This is a genomic window from Dethiothermospora halolimnae (genome assembly GCF_037577855.1).
Taxonomy (GTDB): Bacteria; Bacillota; Clostridia; order Tissierellales; family VENL01; genus Dethiothermospora; species Dethiothermospora halolimnae.
Map to the genome: position 1 here is coordinate 73,457 of NZ_JBAKFX010000009.1, position 22,518 is coordinate 95,974.

General features: G+C 31.6%; 20 protein-coding genes. All 20 read left to right on the plus strand.

Annotated elements, in window-relative coordinates; all coding sequences use genetic code 11:
- The first annotated feature begins 164 nt into the window (after positions 1-164).
- The 20 genes from ftsZ to V6137_RS06120 all read left to right on the plus strand — a co-directional run bounded on the left by ftsZ (position 165) and on the right by V6137_RS06120 (position 22,512).
- Entirely contained in the window at positions 165-1,295 is a 1,131-nt protein-coding gene (gene ftsZ / locus V6137_RS06025) for a cell division protein FtsZ (RefSeq protein WP_425446993.1), read from the plus strand.
- 209 nt (positions 1,296-1,504) lie between these two features.
- Positions 1,505-2,395 (plus strand): sigma-E processing peptidase SpoIIGA, encoded by an 891-nt coding sequence (gene spoIIGA, locus V6137_RS06030; protein ID WP_425446994.1) that lies wholly within the window; start codon positions 1,505-1,507, stop codon positions 2,393-2,395.
- Between the two features lie 14 nt (positions 2,396-2,409).
- Complete coding sequence (sigE, locus tag V6137_RS06035) at positions 2,410-3,141, plus strand: RNA polymerase sporulation sigma factor SigE (protein WP_425446995.1); 732 nt, start codon at positions 2,410-2,412, stop codon at positions 3,139-3,141.
- Between the two features lie 271 nt (positions 3,142-3,412).
- Positions 3,413-4,186: an RNA polymerase sporulation sigma factor SigG gene (sigG, locus tag V6137_RS06040; protein WP_425446996.1), complete on the plus strand. Its 774-nt coding sequence runs from the start codon at positions 3,413-3,415 to the stop codon at positions 4,184-4,186.
- A 230-nt stretch (positions 4,187-4,416) separates the two neighbouring features.
- Entirely contained in the window at positions 4,417-4,689 is a 273-nt protein-coding gene (locus V6137_RS06045; RefSeq protein WP_425446997.1) for a YlmC/YmxH family sporulation protein, read from the plus strand.
- 102 nt (positions 4,690-4,791) lie between these two features.
- Positions 4,792-5,247 (plus strand): transcriptional regulator NrdR, encoded by a 456-nt coding sequence (nrdR, locus tag V6137_RS06050; protein ID WP_425446998.1) that lies wholly within the window; start codon positions 4,792-4,794, stop codon positions 5,245-5,247.
- A gap of 55 nt (positions 5,248-5,302) precedes the next feature.
- The gene (pgeF, locus tag V6137_RS06055) at positions 5,303-6,121 is read left to right on the plus strand and encodes a peptidoglycan editing factor PgeF (protein WP_425446999.1); all 819 of its coding nucleotides are present in this window, start codon (positions 5,303-5,305) and stop codon (positions 6,119-6,121) included.
- Positions 6,122-6,132: 11 nt separating this feature from the next.
- A complete protein-coding gene (locus tag V6137_RS06060; protein WP_425447000.1) occupies positions 6,133-6,825 on the plus strand; it encodes a response regulator transcription factor in 693 nt (230 codons plus the stop codon).
- An 11-nt stretch (positions 6,826-6,836) separates the two neighbouring features.
- Positions 6,837-8,606, plus strand: a complete 1,770-nt coding sequence (gene pnpS / locus V6137_RS06065) for a two-component system histidine kinase PnpS (protein WP_425447001.1) — start codon at positions 6,837-6,839, stop codon at positions 8,604-8,606.
- Positions 8,607-8,777: 171 nt separating this feature from the next.
- Positions 8,778-10,850: a methyl-accepting chemotaxis protein gene (locus tag V6137_RS06070; protein ID WP_425447002.1), complete on the plus strand. Its 2,073-nt coding sequence runs from the start codon at positions 8,778-8,780 to the stop codon at positions 10,848-10,850.
- 38 nt (positions 10,851-10,888) lie between these two features.
- Complete coding sequence (locus V6137_RS06075; protein ID WP_425447003.1) at positions 10,889-12,298, plus strand: sigma-54 interaction domain-containing protein; 1,410 nt, start codon at positions 10,889-10,891, stop codon at positions 12,296-12,298.
- Positions 12,299-12,670: 372 nt separating this feature from the next.
- Positions 12,671-13,714: a 2,4-diaminopentanoate dehydrogenase gene (ord, locus tag V6137_RS06080; RefSeq protein WP_425447004.1), complete on the plus strand. Its 1,044-nt coding sequence runs from the start codon at positions 12,671-12,673 to the stop codon at positions 13,712-13,714.
- A gap of 28 nt (positions 13,715-13,742) precedes the next feature.
- The gene (ortA, locus tag V6137_RS06085) at positions 13,743-14,075 is read left to right on the plus strand and encodes a 2-amino-4-oxopentanoate thiolase subunit OrtA (RefSeq protein ID WP_425447005.1); all 333 of its coding nucleotides are present in this window, start codon (positions 13,743-13,745) and stop codon (positions 14,073-14,075) included.
- Positions 14,068-15,483: a 2-amino-4-oxopentanoate thiolase subunit OrtB gene (gene ortB, locus V6137_RS06090; protein ID WP_425447006.1), complete on the plus strand. Its 1,416-nt coding sequence runs from the start codon at positions 14,068-14,070 to the stop codon at positions 15,481-15,483. Before ortA ends, ortB begins: the two co-directional genes overlap by 8 nt.
- A gap of 17 nt (positions 15,484-15,500) precedes the next feature.
- On the plus strand, positions 15,501-15,866 hold the full coding sequence (locus tag V6137_RS06095; RefSeq protein WP_425447007.1) for an ornithine aminomutase subunit alpha: 366 nt from the start codon (positions 15,501-15,503) through the stop codon (positions 15,864-15,866).
- Entirely contained in the window at positions 15,866-18,073 is a 2,208-nt protein-coding gene (oraE, locus tag V6137_RS06100) for a D-ornithine 4,5-aminomutase subunit OraE (RefSeq protein WP_425447008.1), read from the plus strand. The genes V6137_RS06095 and oraE overlap by 1 nt, the downstream gene beginning before the upstream one ends.
- Before the next feature lies 1 nt (position 18,074).
- On the plus strand, positions 18,075-19,442 hold the full coding sequence (locus V6137_RS06105) for a GlmL-related ornithine degradation protein (RefSeq protein WP_425447009.1): 1,368 nt from the start codon (positions 18,075-18,077) through the stop codon (positions 19,440-19,442).
- A gap of 264 nt (positions 19,443-19,706) precedes the next feature.
- Complete coding sequence (gene orr, locus V6137_RS06110; protein WP_425447010.1) at positions 19,707-20,768, plus strand: ornithine racemase Orr; 1,062 nt, start codon at positions 19,707-19,709, stop codon at positions 20,766-20,768.
- A gap of 285 nt (positions 20,769-21,053) precedes the next feature.
- Positions 21,054-21,248 carry a hypothetical protein gene (locus tag V6137_RS06115; RefSeq protein ID WP_425447011.1) on the plus strand — a complete coding sequence of 65 codons (195 nt, stop codon included), beginning with the start codon at positions 21,054-21,056 and terminating at the stop codon, positions 21,246-21,248.
- Positions 21,249-21,318: 70 nt separating this feature from the next.
- A complete protein-coding gene (locus tag V6137_RS06120; RefSeq protein WP_425447012.1) occupies positions 21,319-22,512 on the plus strand; it encodes a TrmH family RNA methyltransferase in 1,194 nt (397 codons plus the stop codon).
- Positions 22,513-22,518: the final 6 nt, after the last annotated feature.

Genomic DNA, 22,518 nt, shown 5'->3' on the forward strand with positions numbered 1-22,518 from the left:
TTATTCTTTAAAGAGGAAATTTGAATATTATATCGAATATAATAATATAGAAAAGAAAAAGCAATTACGTAAGAATAAAAATAAGGAAAGTAAAAATATAGTTTCTATGATAAAAGACTTATAGACGAATATTTTTAAAATCGAATGACAAAGGAGGTCACAATGTGTTTGAATTTGATGTAGATATGGAACAGTTTGCCCGAATAAAAGTAATAGGAGTTGGCGGCGGAGGAAACAATGCAGTGAACAGAATGATTGAATCTCAAGTTCAAGGTATTGAATTTATCGCTGTCAATACAGATAGACAAGCATTACATTCTTCCAAGGCGGAAACAAAGGTTCAGATAGGTGAGAAGCTTACAAAAGGATTGGGAGCAGGTGCTAATCCAGAAATAGGTATGAAGGCAGCTGAGGAGAGTAGAAATGAAATATTAGAAGTATTAGAAGGGGCCGATATGGTTTTCATCACTGCAGGAATGGGTGGTGGAACAGGAACTGGAGCTGCCCCTATAGTTGCAGAAATAGCTAAGGAGCTTGGAATATTAACTGTAGGTGTTGTAACAAAACCTTTTATGTTTGAAGGTAGAAAAAGAATGGTACATGCAGAACAGGGGATAGAAAGTTTAAAAACTAGAGTTGACACTTTAGTTACTATTCCTAATGATAGATTACTTCAAGTTGTAGAAAAGAATACTAGTATAATGGATGCCTTTACAATAGCAGATGATGTGTTGAAACAAGGTATACAAGGTATATCTGATCTTATTGCAGTTCCTGCACTTATTAACCTTGACTTTGCAGATGTAAAAACTGTAATGTTGGATCAAGGATTGGCCCATATGGGTATAGGTAAAGCTGGGGGAGATAATAGAGCTACTGAGGCTGCAAAACAGGCTATACATAGTCCACTACTTGAAACTTCAATAGAAGGAGCAAAGGGAGTTCTTTTAAATATAACTGGAGGAACAGATTTAGGGCTATTTGAGGTTAATGAAGCAGCTGATCTTATCAGACAATCTGTAGACCCTGATGCTAATATAATATTTGGAGCTGGGGTAGATGAAAATTTAAAGGATGAATTAAAAATTACTGTTATAGCTACAGGATTCGATAGTAGTAAACTTAAAAAAAGTGAAGAAAGTAGTAAAAAACAAGAGGTAGATAATGGCAATAATAAAAATAATAATAATGAAGATGATACAAAAGTAGATATTAACATGGAAAAAAGTAAAGAAGAAGATATAGATGAAGATGATTTGGATATACCTACTTTTCTTAGAAGAAGAAATAGATAAAAAAACTCCTGCTAATAAAAGAGGAGTTCAGAGTATTGACAAAATAAGCAAACTGACTCCCACTAGTACTAGTGGGAGTTTTTTTGCTTTTTCGACTACAGTAAATGACAGTTTTTTAAAGATAGTTATTATATAATAGTAATATAGAAGAGGGGGGTTGAATATTAGTATAATAAAGGGATTTCTTCTGTACAAAAGGGGGAAATAAGGTGACTATATATGCGGAGTATCTTTTATTAGAAAATGCAATTATTAATTTTATAATATTATATGTTACCAAGCGTTTTACAAGAACAGATACCAATAAAATTAGGCTAATAATTTCTTCTTTAATAGGTGGTATTTATACTTTTGTTGTATTTTATCCTTCATTGATGTTTATGGCTAAGTTTATAATGAAGTTTATAGTATCAATACTAATGATTATTGTTGCGTTTAATCCATACACATTAAAGAAGTTTCTAAAATTAATATCAACATTCTACGTAGTAACATTTGTATTTGCAGGGGCTGCATTAGCATTGTTTTATCTATCGGACATACAGATTTTTGTAGGCAAAGGAATTTTTTATATAAGGGATTTTCCCATCAAAAAATTAATATTTGCAGTTGGTATATCTTGGATACTTATTAAAGGAACATTAGGTTTTATCCAAAGTAAAATAGGGAAAGAAAAATTATTTATACCTATTGAAATTAATTTAAATAATAGAAATGTAAAACTAAATGCATTGGTTGACACAGGGAACTCTTTAAAGGATCCTATTTCGGATAGACCTGTTATTATTGTAGAATTTAAAGCTATACAAGATTTATTACCAATAAAGGTTCAAGATATATTTTTGAAGTACAAGGAAAACAACTTAGATGTTGTATCTACTGTTATGTCAAAATCTAATAGAGAAATTAGTTTTAGGCTCATTCCATTTAAATCCATAGGAAAAGATAATGGGATGTTACTTGGTTTTAAACCTGATAAAGTGATATTAAGGGATGAAGATAATAAAATTTTATCAGAGATCATAGTAGGTATATATAATAATTCTTTATCACCTAATCATGAATATATGGCTTTATTACATCCTGAAATATTAAAATAGAGGGAGGACTTATAATGTTTTTAGCATTAAAAAAAATTAAACTATTGGCAAAAATTTATTATTTGAAAATTAGAAAAAAGTTAAAACTAAATGAGTCTGAGGAAATATTTTATATAGGGGGAAGTGAAGTACTGCCACCTCCATTATCAAAGGAAGAAGAAAAGTATCTAGTATCTAAGGTTAAGTACGACGAAGAGGTAAGAAGTATTTTAATAGAAAGAAATTTAAGGTTAGTAGTTTATATAGCGAGGAAGTTTGAAAATACAGGAGTCGGAGTAGAAGATCTAATCTCCATTGGTACAATAGGATTAATAAAGGCTGTAAATACCTTTAATCCGGAAAAGAAAATAAAATTAGCTACATATGCATCAAAATGTATAGAAAATGAGATACTAATGTATTTAAGAAGAAATAGCAAAACTAGATCAGAGGTGTCATTCGATGAACCTTTAAATATAGACTGGGATGGGAACGAATTATTATTATCAGATATTTTAGGGACAGACAGTGACATGATATTTAAATATTTAGAAGAAGAAATAGACAGAGACTTATTAAAAGAAGCTATGATTAGTTTATCAAAGAGGGAAAAGAAGATTATGCAATTGAGATTTGGTCTGGGAAAAGAACAAGAGAAAACACAAAAAGAAGTGGCAGATATACTGGGAATATCTCAATCATACATATCTAGATTGGAAAAAAGAATAGTAAAAAGGTTACAGAAAGAAATTAGTAAGATGGTATAAACATATTTTATTAATAAAAAACTAAGGTCCAACTTAATTGAACCTTAGTTTTTTTATTTAAGGAAGTTAAGTTATCTTTTAGATGTCGTAGTACTCAATCTCTGTACTCTGCTCCTTGCATCCTGTACAGAACAAAGAAGGGACAAAGTCGCCTTTGTTCGATTAAAAAACTTAATGTGAATACATTAAGTTTTTTTGTATAAAAATAATTGAGGAGGCAATAATTAAAAAAGAAAAGGGGCAAAACATCTAGAAGGGAATGAAAACATAAATGCATGTAAATAAAGTAGAAATTTGTGGAGTTAATACCTCTGAATTACCTGTACTTACAAATAAGGAAATGAGGAAGCTTTTTGATAGAATACATGATGGGGATTTAAGCGCTAGGGAAGAGTTTATACAAGGGAATTTAAGACTTGTATTAAGTGTTATTCAACGTTTTAATAAAAGAGGGGAACATGTAGATGATTTGTTTCAAGTGGGATGTATTGGTTTAATTAAAGCTATAGATAACTTTGATTTAAGTCAAAATGTGAAGTTTTCAACCTATGCAGTACCAATGATAATTGGTGAAATAAGAAGATATTTGAGGGACAATAATTCCATAAGGGTAAGTAGATCCCTAAGGGATATTGCATATAAAGCTCTTCAAGTTAGAGATCAGTTAATTAGTAAAAATTCAAAAGAACCTACTATATCAGAAATATCAAAGGAATTAAAGCTACCTAAAGAAGAGGTGGTATTTGCCTTAGATGCAATACAGGATCCTATATCCTTATTTGAACCTATATATCATGATAGCGGAGATGCAATATATGTAATGGATCAAGTAAGTGATGAAAAAAGCGAAGATGAGACTTGGCTTGAGGGAATAGCATTAAGAGAGGGGCTTAGAAGGTTAAATGATAGGGAAAAATTAATTTTAAATTTAAGATTTTATGAAGGAAAGACTCAAATGGAAGTTGCCGAAGAAATAGGTATATCTCAAGCCCAAGTTTCAAGGCTTGAAAAAACAGCATTAAAACATATGAATAAATTGATATAAGTATATCTTATTTCTTTATATCTTTTTAGACTAAATATATTGAATCCATATATATAGTATGGGAGCATCAAATCTCTGCTCTCTGATCCTTGTACTCTGTACAGAACAAAGAAGCACCGAAGGTGCCTTTGTTCTTATTTTTTTATTAAATCTTGTTTAAATAGTAATAATCAAGGACATGTATTGAGTATATATAAATATATAATAAATAAATAAGAAGGTGTGGGGTAATGGTTAAAACTTCTGATTTAAGGGAAAAAGAAATAATAAATGTAAGGGACGGTTCAAGGCTTGGGTTAATATCAGATATTGAGGTGGATCTAGAGAAGGGAGAAGTAAAAGCGATTGTTATACCAGGCGCTGGAAAGATATTAGGTCTATTTGGGAAAAATGAAGACCGTGTCATCAGTTGGAATAATATAGTTAAGATAGGGGCTGATGTCATATTGGTTGACTTAAGTAATATTTCCAATAGGGATGATAAAGTGAAAGCACAAGAATGAAACTAAGTAGTATCAATATTTTCAGGTTAACTAATGGACATAAGTACTAAATTATATTATAATTTAATAAACGATTATACAAAAAAGAAAAGGGGGAGTATTATGAAGTGTCCCTATTGTGATTATTATGAGAGTAAGGTTGTTGACTCTAGACCTACAGAAGAAGGACAAACAATAAGGAGAAGAAGAGAATGTATAGAATGTAATAGGAGGTTTACCACCTATGAAAAGATAGAAGAAATTCCTTTAGTTGTGGCTAAGAAGAATGGAGATAGACAAACATATAATAGAAATAAGTTGTTAAATGGAATTATAAAGGCCTGTGAAAAAAGACCAGTAACGATAAAAACTATAGAAGAAATAGTAGATGACATAGAGAAGGAATTGTATAATTCAATGGAGAAAGAAATTACTACCCATTGTATTGGGGAAATAGTTATGGATAGATTAAAAGATATTGATGAGGTTGCATATGTAAGATTTGCTTCAGTGTATAGGCAGTTTAAAGATGTCAATACCTTTATGGACGAATTAAAAAAGCTTCTTGATGAAAAATAACTTTGTGGGACCTAAAGGGTCCTATTTTTAATATTTTATATGGAGGACGATAAACTTGAATAATAATAAATTCATTTTAAATGACAATAAAGGAATACAGTACTATACAATTAAAGAATTTGAAGATACAAATTTAGTTAAACATTTATTTACAACAAGAATTGGTGGAGAAAATGATAGTTTTTTTAGTTTAAACTTAGGCATTAATGGCGAATATAAGAATGAGAGTATAATAAATAATTTTAATAAAATAAGCAATATTATTGATTCTAGTATAGATAATATGGTATGTTCCCATCAACTTCATACGTCAAATATAAGGAATATAACCAAAGATGATATGGGTAAGGGATTAATTAAAGAAAGGAATTATAAAGGAGTAGACGGTATGATTACCAACGAAAAAGAAATAGCCCTTGTAACTTTCTATGGAGATTGTGTACCCTTATTTTATTTAGATAAAAGGAAAAAAGTTGTAGGACTTGCCCATGGAGGCTGGAGAGGAACTGTGGAAAAAATAGCTGGGAAGATGGTTAGTAGGTTTGTTGATGATTATGGTTCTAATATAGAAGATATTATAGTAGGAATCGGTCCCTCTATTAGGTCTTGTTGTTATGAAGTCGGCAAAGAAGTTTATGAAAAATTTAACAAGAATTTTACAAACATAGATAAACTACTTATACCAATGGGGAAAGGGAAATGGAAGCTTGACTTAGCCAGTGCAAATAGGTTAGTATTAGAGGAATTTGGGGTATTAAATAGAAATATAATAGTAGCTGATTTATGTACCAGTTGCAATAATGATAAGTTTTTTTCCTATAGAAAAGAAAGTGGAACTACTGGTAGAATGGCGGCATTTATTAAACTAATTTAGGAGGTGCTTTAATGAGTTATGGCAGAATACTTGTTGTGGATGATGAAGAACATATAGTGGAATTAATAAAATTTAATTTAGAAAGCAATGGATATGAAATAATAACAGCTTATGATGGATACGGAGCTATTGAGAAGGCTAGAGAAAATGATATAGACTTGATTATTTTAGATCTAATGTTACCAGAGATAGATGGTATAGAGGTTTGTAGAAGGTTAAAAAAAGATAATAGCACAGAAAATATACCTATAATTATGCTTACAGCCAAAAGTGAAGAGACAGATAAGGTTTTAGGCTTAGAAATGGGAGCTGATGATTATGTTACAAAACCCTTTGGTGTTAGGGAGTTAATGGCAAGGGTAAAGGTGGTTCTTAGGAGAAGTAATGATCCTAAAACTAAGGAAGTAAAGAACATACAAATAAAAGATATAATAATAAATATAGAAAAGCATGAAGTAATAAAGGGGAATGAAAAGATTGAATTAACCCTGAAGGAATTTGAGTTGTTAAGGATTCTTGCTGAAAATAGAGGTAAGGTTTTATCTAGGAATAAACTTTTAGATGAGGTATGGGGATATGATTATTTCGGAGAAACTAGGACAGTAGATGTTCATATAAGACATTTAAGAAAGAAGATACAAGGCAATAATAAAGGGGAGAGATATATCGAAACCATAAGAGGTGTAGGATATAAAATGTTATAAGGGGAATAAAAATGCAGAAAAAAATATTTTTAGCTTTTATTATATTAGTTTTAATAGGAGTATTTACCACGGGATTTTTGGCGCTTAATCTAGTTAAAGCCAATTATTTAAACGATATTGAAGATAAACTAATAACAAACTCACTACTAATAGAAGAGTTTTTAAGGGAAGAGAATAATTTTAAAAGAGATAATATTGATAGTTTAGCTAATAAATATTCTGAAAAGATAGATGCAAGGGTGACTTTCATAAATAAAGAAGGTTGGGTTATAGGAGATTCTGATGTGGATATAGAGAATCTGGAAAATCATAAAGAAAGACCTGAAATAAAGGAAGCATATGATGGCGAGATAGGGGTTAGTACAAGACATAGTGATTCTATAGATAGAGATATGTTATATGTAGCTATTCCCTTCAAAGAGAAAAATAGAGAACTATCGGTTATACGACTTTCTGTACCTATGAAAAGATTAGACCAATATTATAAAACTCTTTTTAGATACATTGTTATATCAATGTTTTCTGGTCTTATAATAGCTTTTTTATTAGGTTTTAGGTATGTAAATAGTGTAACTGATCCAATACAACAGTTAACTACAGCTACAAAAAAAATAGCTGACGGCAATTATGGTGAGAAAGTTTATTTTAGAACTGAAGATGAATTAGGGGTTTTAGCTGATAATTTCAATGTAATGAGTATGAAGTTAGATAATACAATAGATGAACTACAAGAAAGTAATACTAAAATGAAGGCTATCTTAACTAGTATGTTAAATGGAGTAATAGCTCTTGATAACTCAAAGAAAATAATGTTTATTAATCCTACTGCAGAAAAAATGTTTAATCTAAAAGAGAAGGATGTAAAGGGGAAATATATATTAGAAGTTGTTAGAAATAATATATTAGATGATCTGATTCAAAACTTAATCAAAGATAAAGTATCATCTAAAGAAGAAATAGAGATATTTGAACCTGAACATAAGATATTTAATGTATATTCAAATCCCATTGCATTAAATAGCAATCCTAATATTATAATCGGAGTAGTTATAATGATTCAAGATGTAACAGAAATACGTAAATTGGAAAGGATGCGTAAAGATTTTGTAGGAAATGTTTCCCATGAATTAAAGACCCCTTTAACTTCTATTAAAGGATTTGTTGAAACATTAAAACAAGGTGCTGGGGACAATAAAGAAGTTAGAAATAAATTTTTAGATATATTAGAAATAGAAGCTAATAGACTTAATGCATTAATTGAGGATTTATTGCTATTATCTGAAATTGAAAGTGGAAATAATATAAATAGGAATAAAGTAATAAATATAAATAAATCTATTGATGATATATTAAAAGTATTGAATGAAGTAGCGAAGAAAAAAGATATTACTTTAATAGATAAGGTTAATAAAAACCTTCCACAGCTCTTCGGTAATGAAGGTTGGTTTAAACAAATGCTTGTGAATTTAATAGATAACGGAATAAAGTACACCCCATCGGGAGGTAAAGTTATTATTACTGGATATAATGTTAAGGATAATTTAATTATAAAGGTAAAAGATAATGGCATGGGAATAGAAAAGAATCATTTATCAAGGTTATTTGAAAGATTCTATCGTGTAGATAAGGCTAGGTCAAGAAAAATAGGTGGAACAGGATTAGGTCTTGCAATAGTTAAACATATAGTATTATCATTCGATGGAAAAATTGATGTAAAAAGTAAAGTTGGAAAGGGTACAGAGTTTATAGTGACATTACCTATAAAAAATAAAGAATTATAAAAATAGACCAAAAGTAATAGGGATATTACTTTTGGTCTATTTTTTAACACAAAATTTACTAAAAATTAACCACGGTCTAATTTATATTTAATATGATGGAGGTGGAAATATTTAGATTATATATAATAGTTAAGCTATCAGTAGGATATATCACAATAGGGAGGGGTTAATTTGAAAATAAAAGAAAGTTTTAAAGCATTTAAAGGGAAATTTTTATTATTATCACTTAAAAGGCAATTGTTATTATTATTGATATTTACTTCTATAATACCGGTTATATTGATGGGGTTCTTTATTTATGGGAAGGTATATGATGATATTAATAGATCCAAGAAGGCAATGTTATATACATACACAGATAGAATAAAAGAAAATATAGACATGTCCTTTAATAATATAAGGGGTGTTTTATCAAACTTAAGTAATAACTCTGATTTATTACATATAATGAACATAGTATATAATAACGGGGAAATAGGTCATAATATAAGACTTTTCAAGGGAGAAATGGCATTACAGAATATAATAAATACTTCTGGGAAATTATATGAGACAGTTTTTGTGTCGGACCTAGATGGAAATGTCATAGCTGATGGTTCAAAATATAAAGACAAATATCTTAATCTTAATATTAAGGACTCAGATTATTATGAAGATATAATAAAAGGGAATAGATACTCTATTGGGAAACCTATAGTTTCTAAGGTAACAAAAGAGAAAGTAGTACCTATAGCTAAAACCATTAGTAATGGAAATGAGAATATAGGAGTTATAGTGGCTATGGTAGATGTTAAAGAGTTAACCTCCTTTATAAACAATATAAAAAAAGGTGACAGTATAGATAATTTTATAGTAGGTGATGGACAAGTTGTCTATCATGATAATGGAAAAGAGATATTTGAAGAATTTACTTTTGATATACCATCTAGAAAAGGGGAAGATAAAGATCAATTATTTAAATATGAATATAATGAAAAATATTATATGTCTTCTTATGAAAAAATAGAGGGTATAGATTGGATGGTGTTTTCGTCTATTCCACTAAAAGCTTACAAAAAAGCAGTGGAGGGTATACGAGACTTTATTATTATACTTGTGGTTGTTTTGCTATTGCTTTCTATTGTTTTATCTTTAGCATATACTAAAAATATTATAAGTCCTATAAAAGCATTATCTAAAAATATGAGTAGGGTAGCTAAAGGGGATTTAAATGTACAAGTTGATATACATACCAGTAAAGAAATAAAAATGTTAAATCAGAACTTTAATAATATGCTAGGTAAGCTTAAGACCTTAATTGAAAATGTTAAGGCATCATCTATAGATGTAAGTAGTTTGTCAAAGGATCTTAACATGATATCAAAAGGATTATTTGTTTTTACAGAAGAAATTTTACAAACAATGGATGAAATATCTTCAGCATCATCTGAACAAAATGATAGTGTAAAAAGTGGAGACATTAAAATAAAAGAATTAAATAGAAATTTAAAAAATATAAATAAATTTACAGATGACATAATAAAAACATTTGATGATACAGATAAAGTTACTCAGAAAGGATTAAAACAATCTCAACTTTTAACAGAGCAAACCAATAGAAGCTCTAAAACTTCAATCAAAATTAAAGAATCGGTAATGGAACTTTCAGATTCCATAAATAAAATTGATAGTATCATTAATACTATAACAGATATTTCTAAACAAACAAATTTACTTGCTTTAAATGCCGCTATAGAAGCCGCAAGGGCTGGAGATGCTGGAAAGGGCTTTTCCGTTGTATCGGAAGAAATAAGAGAGTTATCTGATCAAGTGGCATATGAAACAAAAAATATACAGGATATAATAAGGGGAATACAATTAAAGTCTGACAAAGTAAAAGACATAGTTAAAATAAACGATGAAATAATAGATAAACAAAATAGGATATCTTCTGACACTCAAGAAGCTTTTAAAAGCATATATTCATCAATAAATAATGTTGGGGTAAAATTAATGAATATAACTAAATCCATAAAAAAAGTTAATATAGATAAAGAAGACATTATAAAGGCAATAGAAAATATAAGGGATAGATCGAAGGATACTTTAGACTTGGTTTATAATGCTAATGGGAAGTCACAACATCAATTTGCTACAATAGAGCATATAAAGGACTATTCTAATAATTTAGACAATCTTTCTAAAGAATTAAATAGTAGTATTGAAGTATTTGAAACAGAAGGGGTCAAGTATGATAAAATATAACTAGATTAATATTATTAATGGTTAGTAGGTGGTAAAGTATGAATAGTAAAAGCTTTAATGAACTGGTGCTGCAAAATATTTTGCACTCGGTGGATGAGGGTATTCATGTCATTGATAAAAATGGGAAGACAATAATATATAATGATGCAATGTCTAAGTTAGAAGGGTTAGAAAGACATATAGTTTTGGATAAAAAGTTCTCTGATATTTTTCCAGAGTTAGATGAAGATACCAGTACCCTGTTTACTGTGATGAAAACCGGAAGACCAATTTTAAATAGGATACAAACATACATTAACTATAAAAAGCAGAGAATAACTACGGTAAATACAACTATTCCCCTATTTAGTAATGGTAACAAAATAGGAGCTATTGAGATAGCAAAGGATGTAACAAAAATAAAAAAACTATCAGAACAATTAATTGATTTACAGCAGGAGCTAATAAAAAAGGAAAATGATGATATAAATATAAATATACCTAAATATACATTTGATAATATAATAGGAAGTAGCAAAGAAATAAAAAAGGCAATAGATATAGCTAGAAGGGCAATGAATTCATCCAGTAGCGTCCTTATTTATGGGGAAACTGGATCAGGTAAGGAACTTTTTGCCCAAAGTATACATTACGAAGGAAATAGAAGGAAGAAACCTTTTATTGCTCAAAATTGTGCAGCTTTACCCGAGTCCCTCCTCGAAGGGATACTTTTTGGAACAGCTAAAGGGAGTTTTACAGGAGCAGTTAATAGGCCAGGGTTATTTGAACAAGCAAATGGTGGAACCCTTTTATTAGATGAGATTAATTCTATGAGTTTGCCCCTTCAGGCTAAATTACTAAGGGTATTACAAGAGAGCTATATAAGAAGAGTAGGGGGACTTAAGGATATACCTGTAGATGTAAAGGTTATAGCAACTACAAATGAAGATCCAAAGGAGACTATAGAAAAGGGAATTATTAGAAAAGATTTATATTATAGATTGAATGTGGTGTATATTGAAGTGCCTCCCCTTAGGGCTAGAAGGGAAGATATAGGTTTATTATGTGACTATTTTATTAGAAAGTTTAATAAAAAGTTTAATAAAAATGTATGGATGTTGTCTCAAGATGTTATAGAATATTTTAATAGATATATGTGGCCTGGGAATGTAAGGGAACTGGAAAGTATGATAGAAGGAGCTATGAACTATATAGATAGTGATGAAAATGTATTAAAAAATCATCATTTCCCTGTAGATGTGGTTGATTATACGAAAAAGAAAATAAATGTTGGAGATGAAATAGATATTGATAAACCATTGCCCGATATAATTGGTGATTTGGAAATAAAGCTAATAGAAAAGGCATTATATGAAAATAATAATAATATTACCAAGGCGGCCAATACATTAAAGATAAAGAGGCAGACTCTACAACATAAAATTAAAAAATATAACATAAACAAATAAACGCAAAAATATTTGCATAAGAAATGCAAATATTTTTGCGTTTATTTGTCTTATAATTAAGAAAAGTTTAATTATTACCATTTGTGGGAAGACTTTATTTTATAGTATAGAAATATTTACACAAAATATATGCTTATAAAAACTTAGTTACACTAAAATATACATTTAGAAAGAATAGTTAGAACAGCAAAATTCAAGGGTTATATAGACTGAATAGTCATAGGTATGAAAATTATATTAAAATATATTTTAATAAACTAAAAAAAATATCATGTTTTGGCACAGTAATTGCGTTATATTATTTTTAGAAACGTGTGGAAAAAATATAGTTTCCATACATATTATATACATAAATTATGGAGGTGCTTTTAAATGGAAAATGTAAAAATAGTGATTTGGGGATTTGGAGCCATGGGAAGTGGAATGGCTAAGATGTTACTTAACAAAAAAGGAGTAGATATAGTAGGAGTATGCGATAGAAATGAAAAAAGAGTAGGAAAGAGCATGTATGAAGTGTTGGGTGCTGAAAGAGGGGACAGACCAGAAGTTATCATCAACGACAATATTGAAGAAGTATTAACTGAAGGATGTTGTGATGTTTGCATATGTGCCACTGATTCATTTACAGAGAAAGCGTTCCCAAGACTTAAGTTTGCTTTAGAGAGAAAAGTTAATGTTATATCAACGGCAGAAGAAATGGCTTATCCACAAGCTCAGAATCCAGAGTTAGCAAAGAAATTAAATGAAATAGCTAAGGAAAACGGAGTTTCTATATTAGGTACAGGTATAAACCCAGGACTTATTATGGATTTATTAGTTGTATGTTTAACAGGTTGTATGGTTGATGTTGAACATGTTGAGGCTGAAAGAGTAAATAGTTTATCTCCATTTGGTGAGGCTGTTATGGAAGAACAAGGGGTTGGTATAACAGTTGATGAGTTTGACAAAGGAGTTAAAGATGGTACTTTAGCAGGACACGTTGGATTTTCAGAGTCAATTAAAATGATAGGAGATGCAATTGGTTGGGATGTAGAAAAGATTGAACAACAAATGAAACCAATAGTAACTAGTATAGATAGAAAATCTCCATATGGTTTTGCTAAGGCAGGAAATGTTGCTGGAGTTAATATGACTGGACAGGGTCATGTAGATGGAGATGTGAAAATAAACATGAAACATCCTCAGCAAATAGAACCTGAAATGGAAGGAACCCATACAGGAGATTATATAAGGATAAAGGGAACACCAGAGGTAAATATGTCAATTAAGCCAGAGGTAGAAGGTGGTTTAGGAACTATAGCTATGTGTGTAAATATGATACCCCATGTTATAAATGCAGATTCAGGACTTAAGACAATGTTAGACTTACCAGTACCAAGGGCAATAATGGGAGACATGAGAAACTTTATAAAATAATTATTAAACAAAAAGGTAGGCGATTTTAATGAGTACTGCTAAAAAAGGAGATTGGGTAAGAATACACAATATTGTATTGACATCTGAAGAGAGAGCACCTCAAGTTCCCGATGATACTAAAAAAGTTCCCCTTGAGATGTGGGATAAAGGATTTTTAATTAATGATGAAGCTAAAATAGGGGATGAAGCTAAAATAGGGGATGAAGTAGAAATAGAAACCTATATAGGTAGAAGAATAAAAGGAAAATTACTAGAGATAAATCCATATTATGATCATGATTATGGAAAGTGTGTCCCAGAACTTTTATATGTGGGTAGACAATTAAGGGATATGCTTGAAGGTGGTGAATCTAATGAGTAGAGATATGAGCTATGAAGGTGTAATGGGAAGAAAAAACGAAATAATGAAAAAAGCCGTTGGACTTGATTATAGTAAGTTTGAGTCAGATGGTATAAAGTTTGACTATGACAAAATGATGAGGGATACAGGTTATAGCCTTCAAGAAATACAGAAGCTTCAAGAAGAAACGGGGGTAGGTAATACTCCAGTATATGAACTTAGGAACTTAACTAAGTTAGCTAGAAAACTGGCACCAGAGGGAAAGGGAGCTAGAATATTCGTAAAGGATGAGGCTTCAAATCTTTCTGGAAGCTATAAAGCTAGAAGGGCGGCTACTAGTGTATATCATGCTAAGAAAAATGGATACAAAGGAGTTATAGCTGCCACAAGTGGTAACTATGGAGCAGCTGTGGCAAGTCAGGCAGCAATGTTGGGACTTAAGTGTATAATAGTTCAAGAGTGTTATGACTCAAGGGGTGTAGGTCAACCGGAAATAGTTGAAAAGGCCAGAAAGTGTGAAGCCTATGGTGCAGAGGTACTACAACTTACTGTGGGACCAGAGTTATTTTATACATTCTTAAAGCTGTTAGAAGAAACAGGATACTTTAACGCATCGTTATATACTCCATTTGGTATAGCTGGAGTTGAAACCCTTGGTTATGAAATAGCTATGCAGTTTAGAGAAAAGGAAGGTAGAGACCCAGACGTTGTGGTTGCAACAAATGCCGGGGGAGGAAACCTAACTGGTACTGCTAGGGGACTTATAAAGGCTGGAGCAGAAAATACTATGGTAGTAGGTGCAAGTGTTAATTTAAAGGGACTTCATATGGCAAGTGACACCCAATTTAATAAAAAATCATTTACAACTGGACATACTGGATTCGGTATACCCTTTGCCACATGGCCAGATAGATCTGATGTACCTAGATCGGCAGCAAGACCCCTTAGATATATGGATAGATATGTTACAGTAAATCAAGGGGAAGTATTCTATATAACAGAGGCTTTAGCTCAACTTGAAGGTATGGAAAGGGGTCCCGCTGGTAATACATCACTAGCTGCAGCTTTCTCAATCGCTCAAGAATTAGATGAGGATAAAATAATAGTTGTTCAAGAGACAGAGTATACAGGAGCAGGAAAACATATAAATCCACAGCTTTCCTTTGCAAAGGAAAATGGTGTGAAAGTTATAGCTGGAGATCCAAGGGACGAGGTTCCAGGAGAGAATATTATATTACCTAGAGACCCAAGCTTTATTAAAGCTGTAGATTTAGATTTAAATAAAATAAAAAGATCACTGATTAAAAACTGTGTTAAAAAGAATCCAGATATAAAATTTGAAGATAGTGATATAGAGTATTTAGTAATTGAGACTAAAACCGACGAAGAGTTTGTAAGAAATACACTAAAAGAATTAGGAGCATTATAAAATAGGAGGTGCTAATAGTGAAAAGAGTAGATGATTTTGAAAAGAGAAGGGAACATCTAAAGGATTTAACAGAAGAGCAATTAGAAGCTCGCTTTTGGGAATTAGCAGAGAAAATAGTAGACCCAATGGTGGATTTAGCAAAAAACCATACCTCACCTTCAATAGAAAGGTCAGTGGTTATAAGAATGGGTTTTTCTAGTATAGAAGCTAAGGGAATAGTCGAAGGAGTTATGAATAGAGGATTGATGGGAAAAGGAGCAGGTAATGTTATATATAGACTTGCTAAGGAAAACAATATGGAAATAAGAGAAACAGGACTTAAGTTACTAGATGGAGAGCTATGGGATCAAGCAGTAGAGATATTTAAGGGAGGTGAAAAGTAATGGAAAATCTTAAACCAAATGAGAAATTAGATATAAAAAATATTCTTAAGGATTTAGATAAATATAAACCGAGAAGAAGAGGTTGGACTTGGAGAAAAGGATCTGGAGAAAAAAGAGAAATCGGTCAATTTGAATATTATGACACATCAGAATCTCTTAAACAAAGTCAACCATTACCATCAGCCCATTACTTTAATGACATAGACCCTCAGCCTACAAATGTTATAACAACTGAGATAGCATCAGGTAGATTTGAGGATGATATAAGAAGAATGAGAATGGCAGCTTGGCATGGTGCAGACCATCTTATGGTTATAAGAACTGCAGGACAAAGTCACTTTGATGGACTTATAGAGGGTACTCCTCAAGGGATAGGTGGTATACCTATAACAAGGAAGCAAGTTAGGGCTCAAAGAAAAGCTTTAGATTTAATAGAAGACGAAGTAGGAAGACCAATAAACTATCATTCATATGTAAGTGGTGTTGCAGGTCCTGAGATAGCAGTAATGTTTGCAGAAGAGGGAATAAACGGAGCTCACCAGGATCCACAATATAATGTATTATATAGAAATATAAATATGGTTAGATCATTTGTTGATGCTGCAAATGCTAAGAATGTTATGGGATGGGCAGATATGGCTCAAATAGACGGTGCCCATAATGCCAATGCAACGGCTAGGGAAGCATGGAAGGTTATGCCAGAGTTAATGGTTCAACATGGTCTTAACTCAATATTCTCAGTAAAATGTGGAATTAAGAAAGAAAACATTTGTCTTTCCACAGTACCACCAACGGCTCCTCCAGCACCTTGTATGAGACTGGATTTACCATATGCCGTTGCTTTAAGGGAAGTTTTTAAAGACTATAAAATGAGAGCTCAACAAAATACTAAATATATGGGTTCTTCAACTAGAGAAGCGACTGTTACCCATGTTCTAAACTTACTAATTTCAAAACTAACAAGAGCAGAAATACAGTCAACAATTACCCCAGATGAGGGTAGAAATGTACCATGGCATATATATAATATAGAAGGTACAACTACTGCTAAGCAGGCTTTAGTTGGTATGGATGGACTTAATGAAATGGTTGAAATAAAAAGAGACCATGGAGAATTAGCTGACAAAGTAAGGGAACTTAAGGAAAGAGCAGTGCTATTTATGGAAGAGATAATAGAAACAGGAGGATACTTTAAGGCTGTTGAAGAAGGATTCTTTGTTGACTCAGGTGAATATCCTGAAAGAAATGGTGATGGTATAGCTAGGGAAATTGAAGGTGGAGTTGGAGCAGGTACAGTATATGAAAGAGATGAAGATTATATGGCTCCAGTAACTGCATTCTTTGGATACAATAATGTGGAACAATATGATAAAAACGCAGTTGATAACCCATCATCATTAATAGGTGGTTGTACTTTAGAAGAACCAGATAAGATTATATATATAGATGAACTTGATGAAAACGATAATGTTAATCTAAGACTTGAAGAAACTAAGGAACTTAGAGAGACATCAAAAATAAAACCAGAAATGGAATGGGCAGGAGACGGAATAGTTCAAACTACAATGTTCCTACCTACAGATGAAAGAACTGCAGAATTTGCAGCTATTGAAGTCGGTAAAAAGATGGGTCTTGAAGATGTTGAAGTTATTCATAAAGAAATAATGCAAGAGGCAGAAGGTACAAGGGTTGAAATAAAAGGTAGATTCCCATCCACTATAGATACTGATGAATTAGTAATACCTCCAAAGCCAGAGGTTATGTCCGATGATGAAATAAGGGCAGAGATAGAAGAAAATCCAATGACAATAGTAGCAGGAACAGTAGGAGAAGATGAGCATTCCGTTGGACTTAGAGAGATAATAGATATTAAACATGGTGGTATAGAGAAGTATGGTATTAAGTGTCACTACCTTGGAACCTCAGTTCCAGTTGAAAAACTAGTTGATGCGGCAATAGAAACAAATGCAGATGCTATACTTGCTTCAACTATTATAAGTCATGATGATATACATTATAAAAACATGAAAAAAATCCATGAGTTATGTATAGAAAAGGGAATAAGAGATAAAGTAATGATAGCTTGTGGAGGTACTCAGGTATCAAATGAATTGGCAGTTGAACAAGGTGTTGATGTAGGATTTGGTAGAGGAAGTAAAGGTGTTCACGTAGCTACTTTCTTAGTTAAAAATAGAAAGGAAATGTAATATGAAAATAAATATTCTAGTAGCTGAAATAGGTAGTACAACTACGGTTGTAAATGCCTTTGATGGGATATTTAATGGCCGCCCTAAATTTTTAGGGCAAGGCCAAGCTCCCACCAGTGTTCTAGAAGGGGATGTTAATATAGGTCTTAAGGGAGCTATAGAAAGTCTTAAGGAAAACTTAGGTGTAGATAATATAGAATATGATGAACTTATAGCCACAAGTAGTGCAGCCGGTGGACTAAGGATGACTGTACATGGCTTAGTTTATGATATGACAGTAAGGGCAGCAAAAGAAGCGGCTTTAGGGGCGGGGGCCAATATAAAGCAAATAACAGCGGGAAGATTAAGAAGAACGGATATTAAGAAGTTAAAGGAAATAAACCCCAATATTATATTGATAGCTGGAGGCGTTGACTATGGAGAAAGGGATACAGCCATTGACAATGCTGAAAAAATAGCGGACCTTGATTTAGATGTTCCTATAATATATGCGGGAAATATTGAAAATCAAGAGGAAATAAAGGAAATATTTAAGGATTCAAAAAATAAACTATATGTGGTTGAGAATGTATATCCTAAAATAGATCAACTAAATATAGAACCTACTAGAAAGGTTATACAAGAAGTATTTGAAGAACATATAATACATGCTCCCGGTATGACTAAAGTAAGAAGTATGGTAACAGGGCCTATTATTCCTACTCCAGGAGCAGTAATGTTATCATCAAAGCTTCTTAAAGAAGAAATTGGGGACTTAGTTACAATAGATGTAGGTGGTGCCACAACCGATGTCCATTCAGTAACTGAGGGAAGTGAAGAAGTAAACCGAATATTAATAAGTCCAGAACCAACAGCCAAAAGAACAGTTGAAGGAGACTTAGGGGCATACGTAAGTATGAAAAATGTTGTTGAACGGATAGGGATAGAAGAGCTTAGTAAAAGACTTAATATATCTGAAGAACAAGTTAATAAATTAATAGAAAATCATAAACCTATACCTGAAAATGATATGGAAAAAAGATTTGTTGAAGAGTTAGCGCTGGAAGCTACCATAACTGCTGTAGACAGACATGCAGGACACTTTAGACATTTGTATGGTCCGGGGGGCAAAAAGACAGTAGCTGAAGGTAAAGATTTAACCAATGTAAAATATATAGTAGGTACCGGTGGTGCTTTAACAAGATTGCCTAATAGAGTAAAAATTATGAAGAAAATTGCGGAAAGTAACAAGGGAAATGACTTATACCCTAATAAAGAAGCTAAGATATTAGTAGATAATATGTATATAATGGCTTCACTTGGGGTGCTTTCAAAGAAATATCCAGAATCAGCAGTGATGCTAATGAAGGAGAGTCTTAAGATAGATTAATAGATGCCAGCTTAATTAGCAATACAGAGTAGCCACAAAGTAAGCAAAGATGTCCGCCAGTCCTCGGATTTGGAAAATATAAAGAAACGGTCGAAAATAGAATTCCAAACTCACTACGTTCAGACAGTGAAATTCTAAACAATTTTCTCCCTTATTCTATATTTTCGCAAATCCTGCGGGATGGCTACCATTTTTGCTTACTTTGTTTAAATATACTTTGTTAATAATCTGGTGGCATTTACCATATGAAATGGGGGAAAAAACATGTATCCAAAGGTGGAAATAGCAGTAGATAAAATTAGACATAATACAGAAATGTTGATAGGAAAGTGTAGTAAATATAATATAGATGTTGCTGCTGTAACAAAAGTATTTTGTGCCATACCAGAGGTGGCAAAGGCTATGGTAGATGGAGGTGCAAAGATATTAGCAGATTCAAGGGTTGAAAATTTAGAAAAACTAATAGATATAGATGTACCTAAACTACTACTTAGATTACCTATGATAAGTCAAGCAGAAGATGTGGTGAGGGTGGCAGATATGTCATTAAACTCCGAATTAGAGACAATAAAAGCATTATCCAAAGCAGCGGTTATGGGAAATAAAAAGCATAAAATAATACTGATGATAGATTTAGGTGACTTAAGAGAAGGTATATTTGAAAAAGAAGAAATATTTAATACTGTGGAAACAATAATAGATTTAGAAGGTATTAAGCTTTATGGAATAGGTGTTAATCTTACTTGCTATGGTGGAGTTATACCAAGGGAAGCTAATCTAACGAAACTTATGATTACTAAAAGGGAGTTAGAAGAAAGGTTTGGTATAAATATAGAAGTGGTGTCCGGGGGAAATTCCAGTAGTATTCATTTGCTAGAAGATGGTACTATGCCAAAGGGAATAAATCTTTTAAGGTTAGGAGAATCCTTAGTACTAGGTAGAGAAACTGCATTTGGTGATAAAATAAAAGACACCTATGAAGATTGTTTTAAACTTAGAGCAGAGATAATAGAAATAAAGGAAAAACCATCTATGCCAATAGGAGAAATTGGAATGGATGCCTTTGGTAATAAACCGGTATTTGAAGATAAGGGTGTAAGAAAGAGGGCCATATGTGCCATAGGGAGACAAGATATTGACCCAGGAGATGTAATTCCCGATGACACAGATATAACCATCCTAGGTGCAAGTAGTGATCACTTTATAATAGATGTAACCGACTGTGAAGATGAATATAAGGTTGGAGATATAGTTTCCTTTAATTTAACATACGGTGGAATATTAAGTACAAGTACTTCGAGATATATTAAAAAGGAACTAGTTTAATAAAGTAAGAATCCTTTGGACACAGTGACTGTGTCCTTTTTCTATTATTTTAAAAAAGTTAATTTTTTATAAAAATTGGGTAGTTATAATAAAGGTATATCAAGAAGTATGATGGTTACGAAGAATTTAGCATTTACATAATACCAGGCATAAATTTCTACATATATTTACTTTAATAGTTTAAAACATTATCTAAGTTGGAATACTACGTGGAAATGATAGCCAAAGTAAGTTATAATATATTATAAATATATATTAAATATAATATGAAAATATAGGGGATATATGGATTTTATAACTATAGCAGTGTCAAATATTGAAATGAGAATATCACAGATAATACCTGCTATTGGTTTTGGCTCGATTATTTATTTTATAGTTAAAGTTATTATAGCAATGAAGAAGGTTTTAGATATAGAAAAGAAGTTGAACAATATAGAAGAAAGGTTAAGGGATATAGAGGATAATAGAGGTAAGTGACATATTATATTTTTATAATAGAGATAATTTACTTAGATAAACAACAGTAATAATTATGGAGGTAGTAGTTATGGTAGAGATAATTAACAAGCTAAAGAATCCTTTAGTAAAAGAAGCAAGGGAGTTATCAAAAAGTAAAAATAGAGTTAAGTATAATAAAATACAGTTAAGGGGATTAGAACAAATAAGATGGGCTAAAAAAGCAGGATTAAATATAGAGAGTATTTTTATAGATAAAAATGAAGAACCTGATAAGTATGAAGAGTTTTCATCTATGATATATCAAACATCCAGTGGAATCTTGAAAAAAATAACTGAAACTAAATATTTGGTTCCCTGTGTAGGCATAGCTAAGGTTAATTCTTATAAAGATGATATTGATCAATTTGTTTTATTGCTAGATAATGTTAAAGATCATGGTAATATAGGTACTATAATCAGAACAGGTATGGCCTATGGAATTAATGACTTTATAGCCACAAATAGTGATTTTGATCCATACATAACAAAGACTATTGATGCTTCTAGGGGAACAACATTTAAATCCAATTTTAAAAGATGTAACAGCTCTAAAGAAGCGGTTTCATATCTTAAGGAGAAAGGATATCAAATAATTGCCACAAGTCCCCATGGAAAATCACTACAATCTACAGTTAATTTAGATAAAAAGCCAGTGGCACTGGTGGTAGGGAATGAAACCTCGGGAGTTTGTGATGAAATATTAGGGGCAGCTGATCATATTGTTCAGATACCAATGCATACTGGGGTAGAGTCCCTTAATGTGGGAGTAGCTACGGGAATTAGTATTTATGAGTTAAGACTTAAGGAGGCTTTAACGATGTTAGCAGAAAAAATTATATCTACTATTGGAAGAGAGGTAAATGTAACTTCTCAGCTTATAAGAAAGGCTTTTGATATAAAGGTAAAAGAAGTAAGTGAATTTACAGGAGATCAAGTAATATTTTTAATGGTATTGAAAAGAGAGTTGAAAATGGAGGGAAACCAAATTGAGGAACAGTTTGGATATTTCAAAGATAAGTTTGAAGAATTTATTGATCCTTTATATAGCAATAAATTAATATATAAAACAGATAAAAAGTTTGAAATAACTAAAGCTGGGGAAGAACTATTGGCTAAATTATGGCCTATTCATGAAAAAACAGAGGATTTAATGTTACAAGGATTTACACAGGAAGAAAAGAAGCAGTTGAAGGAATATTTAGAAAGAGTTCAAAATAATTGTGTAGGTATTATAAAAAAATAGGTATAA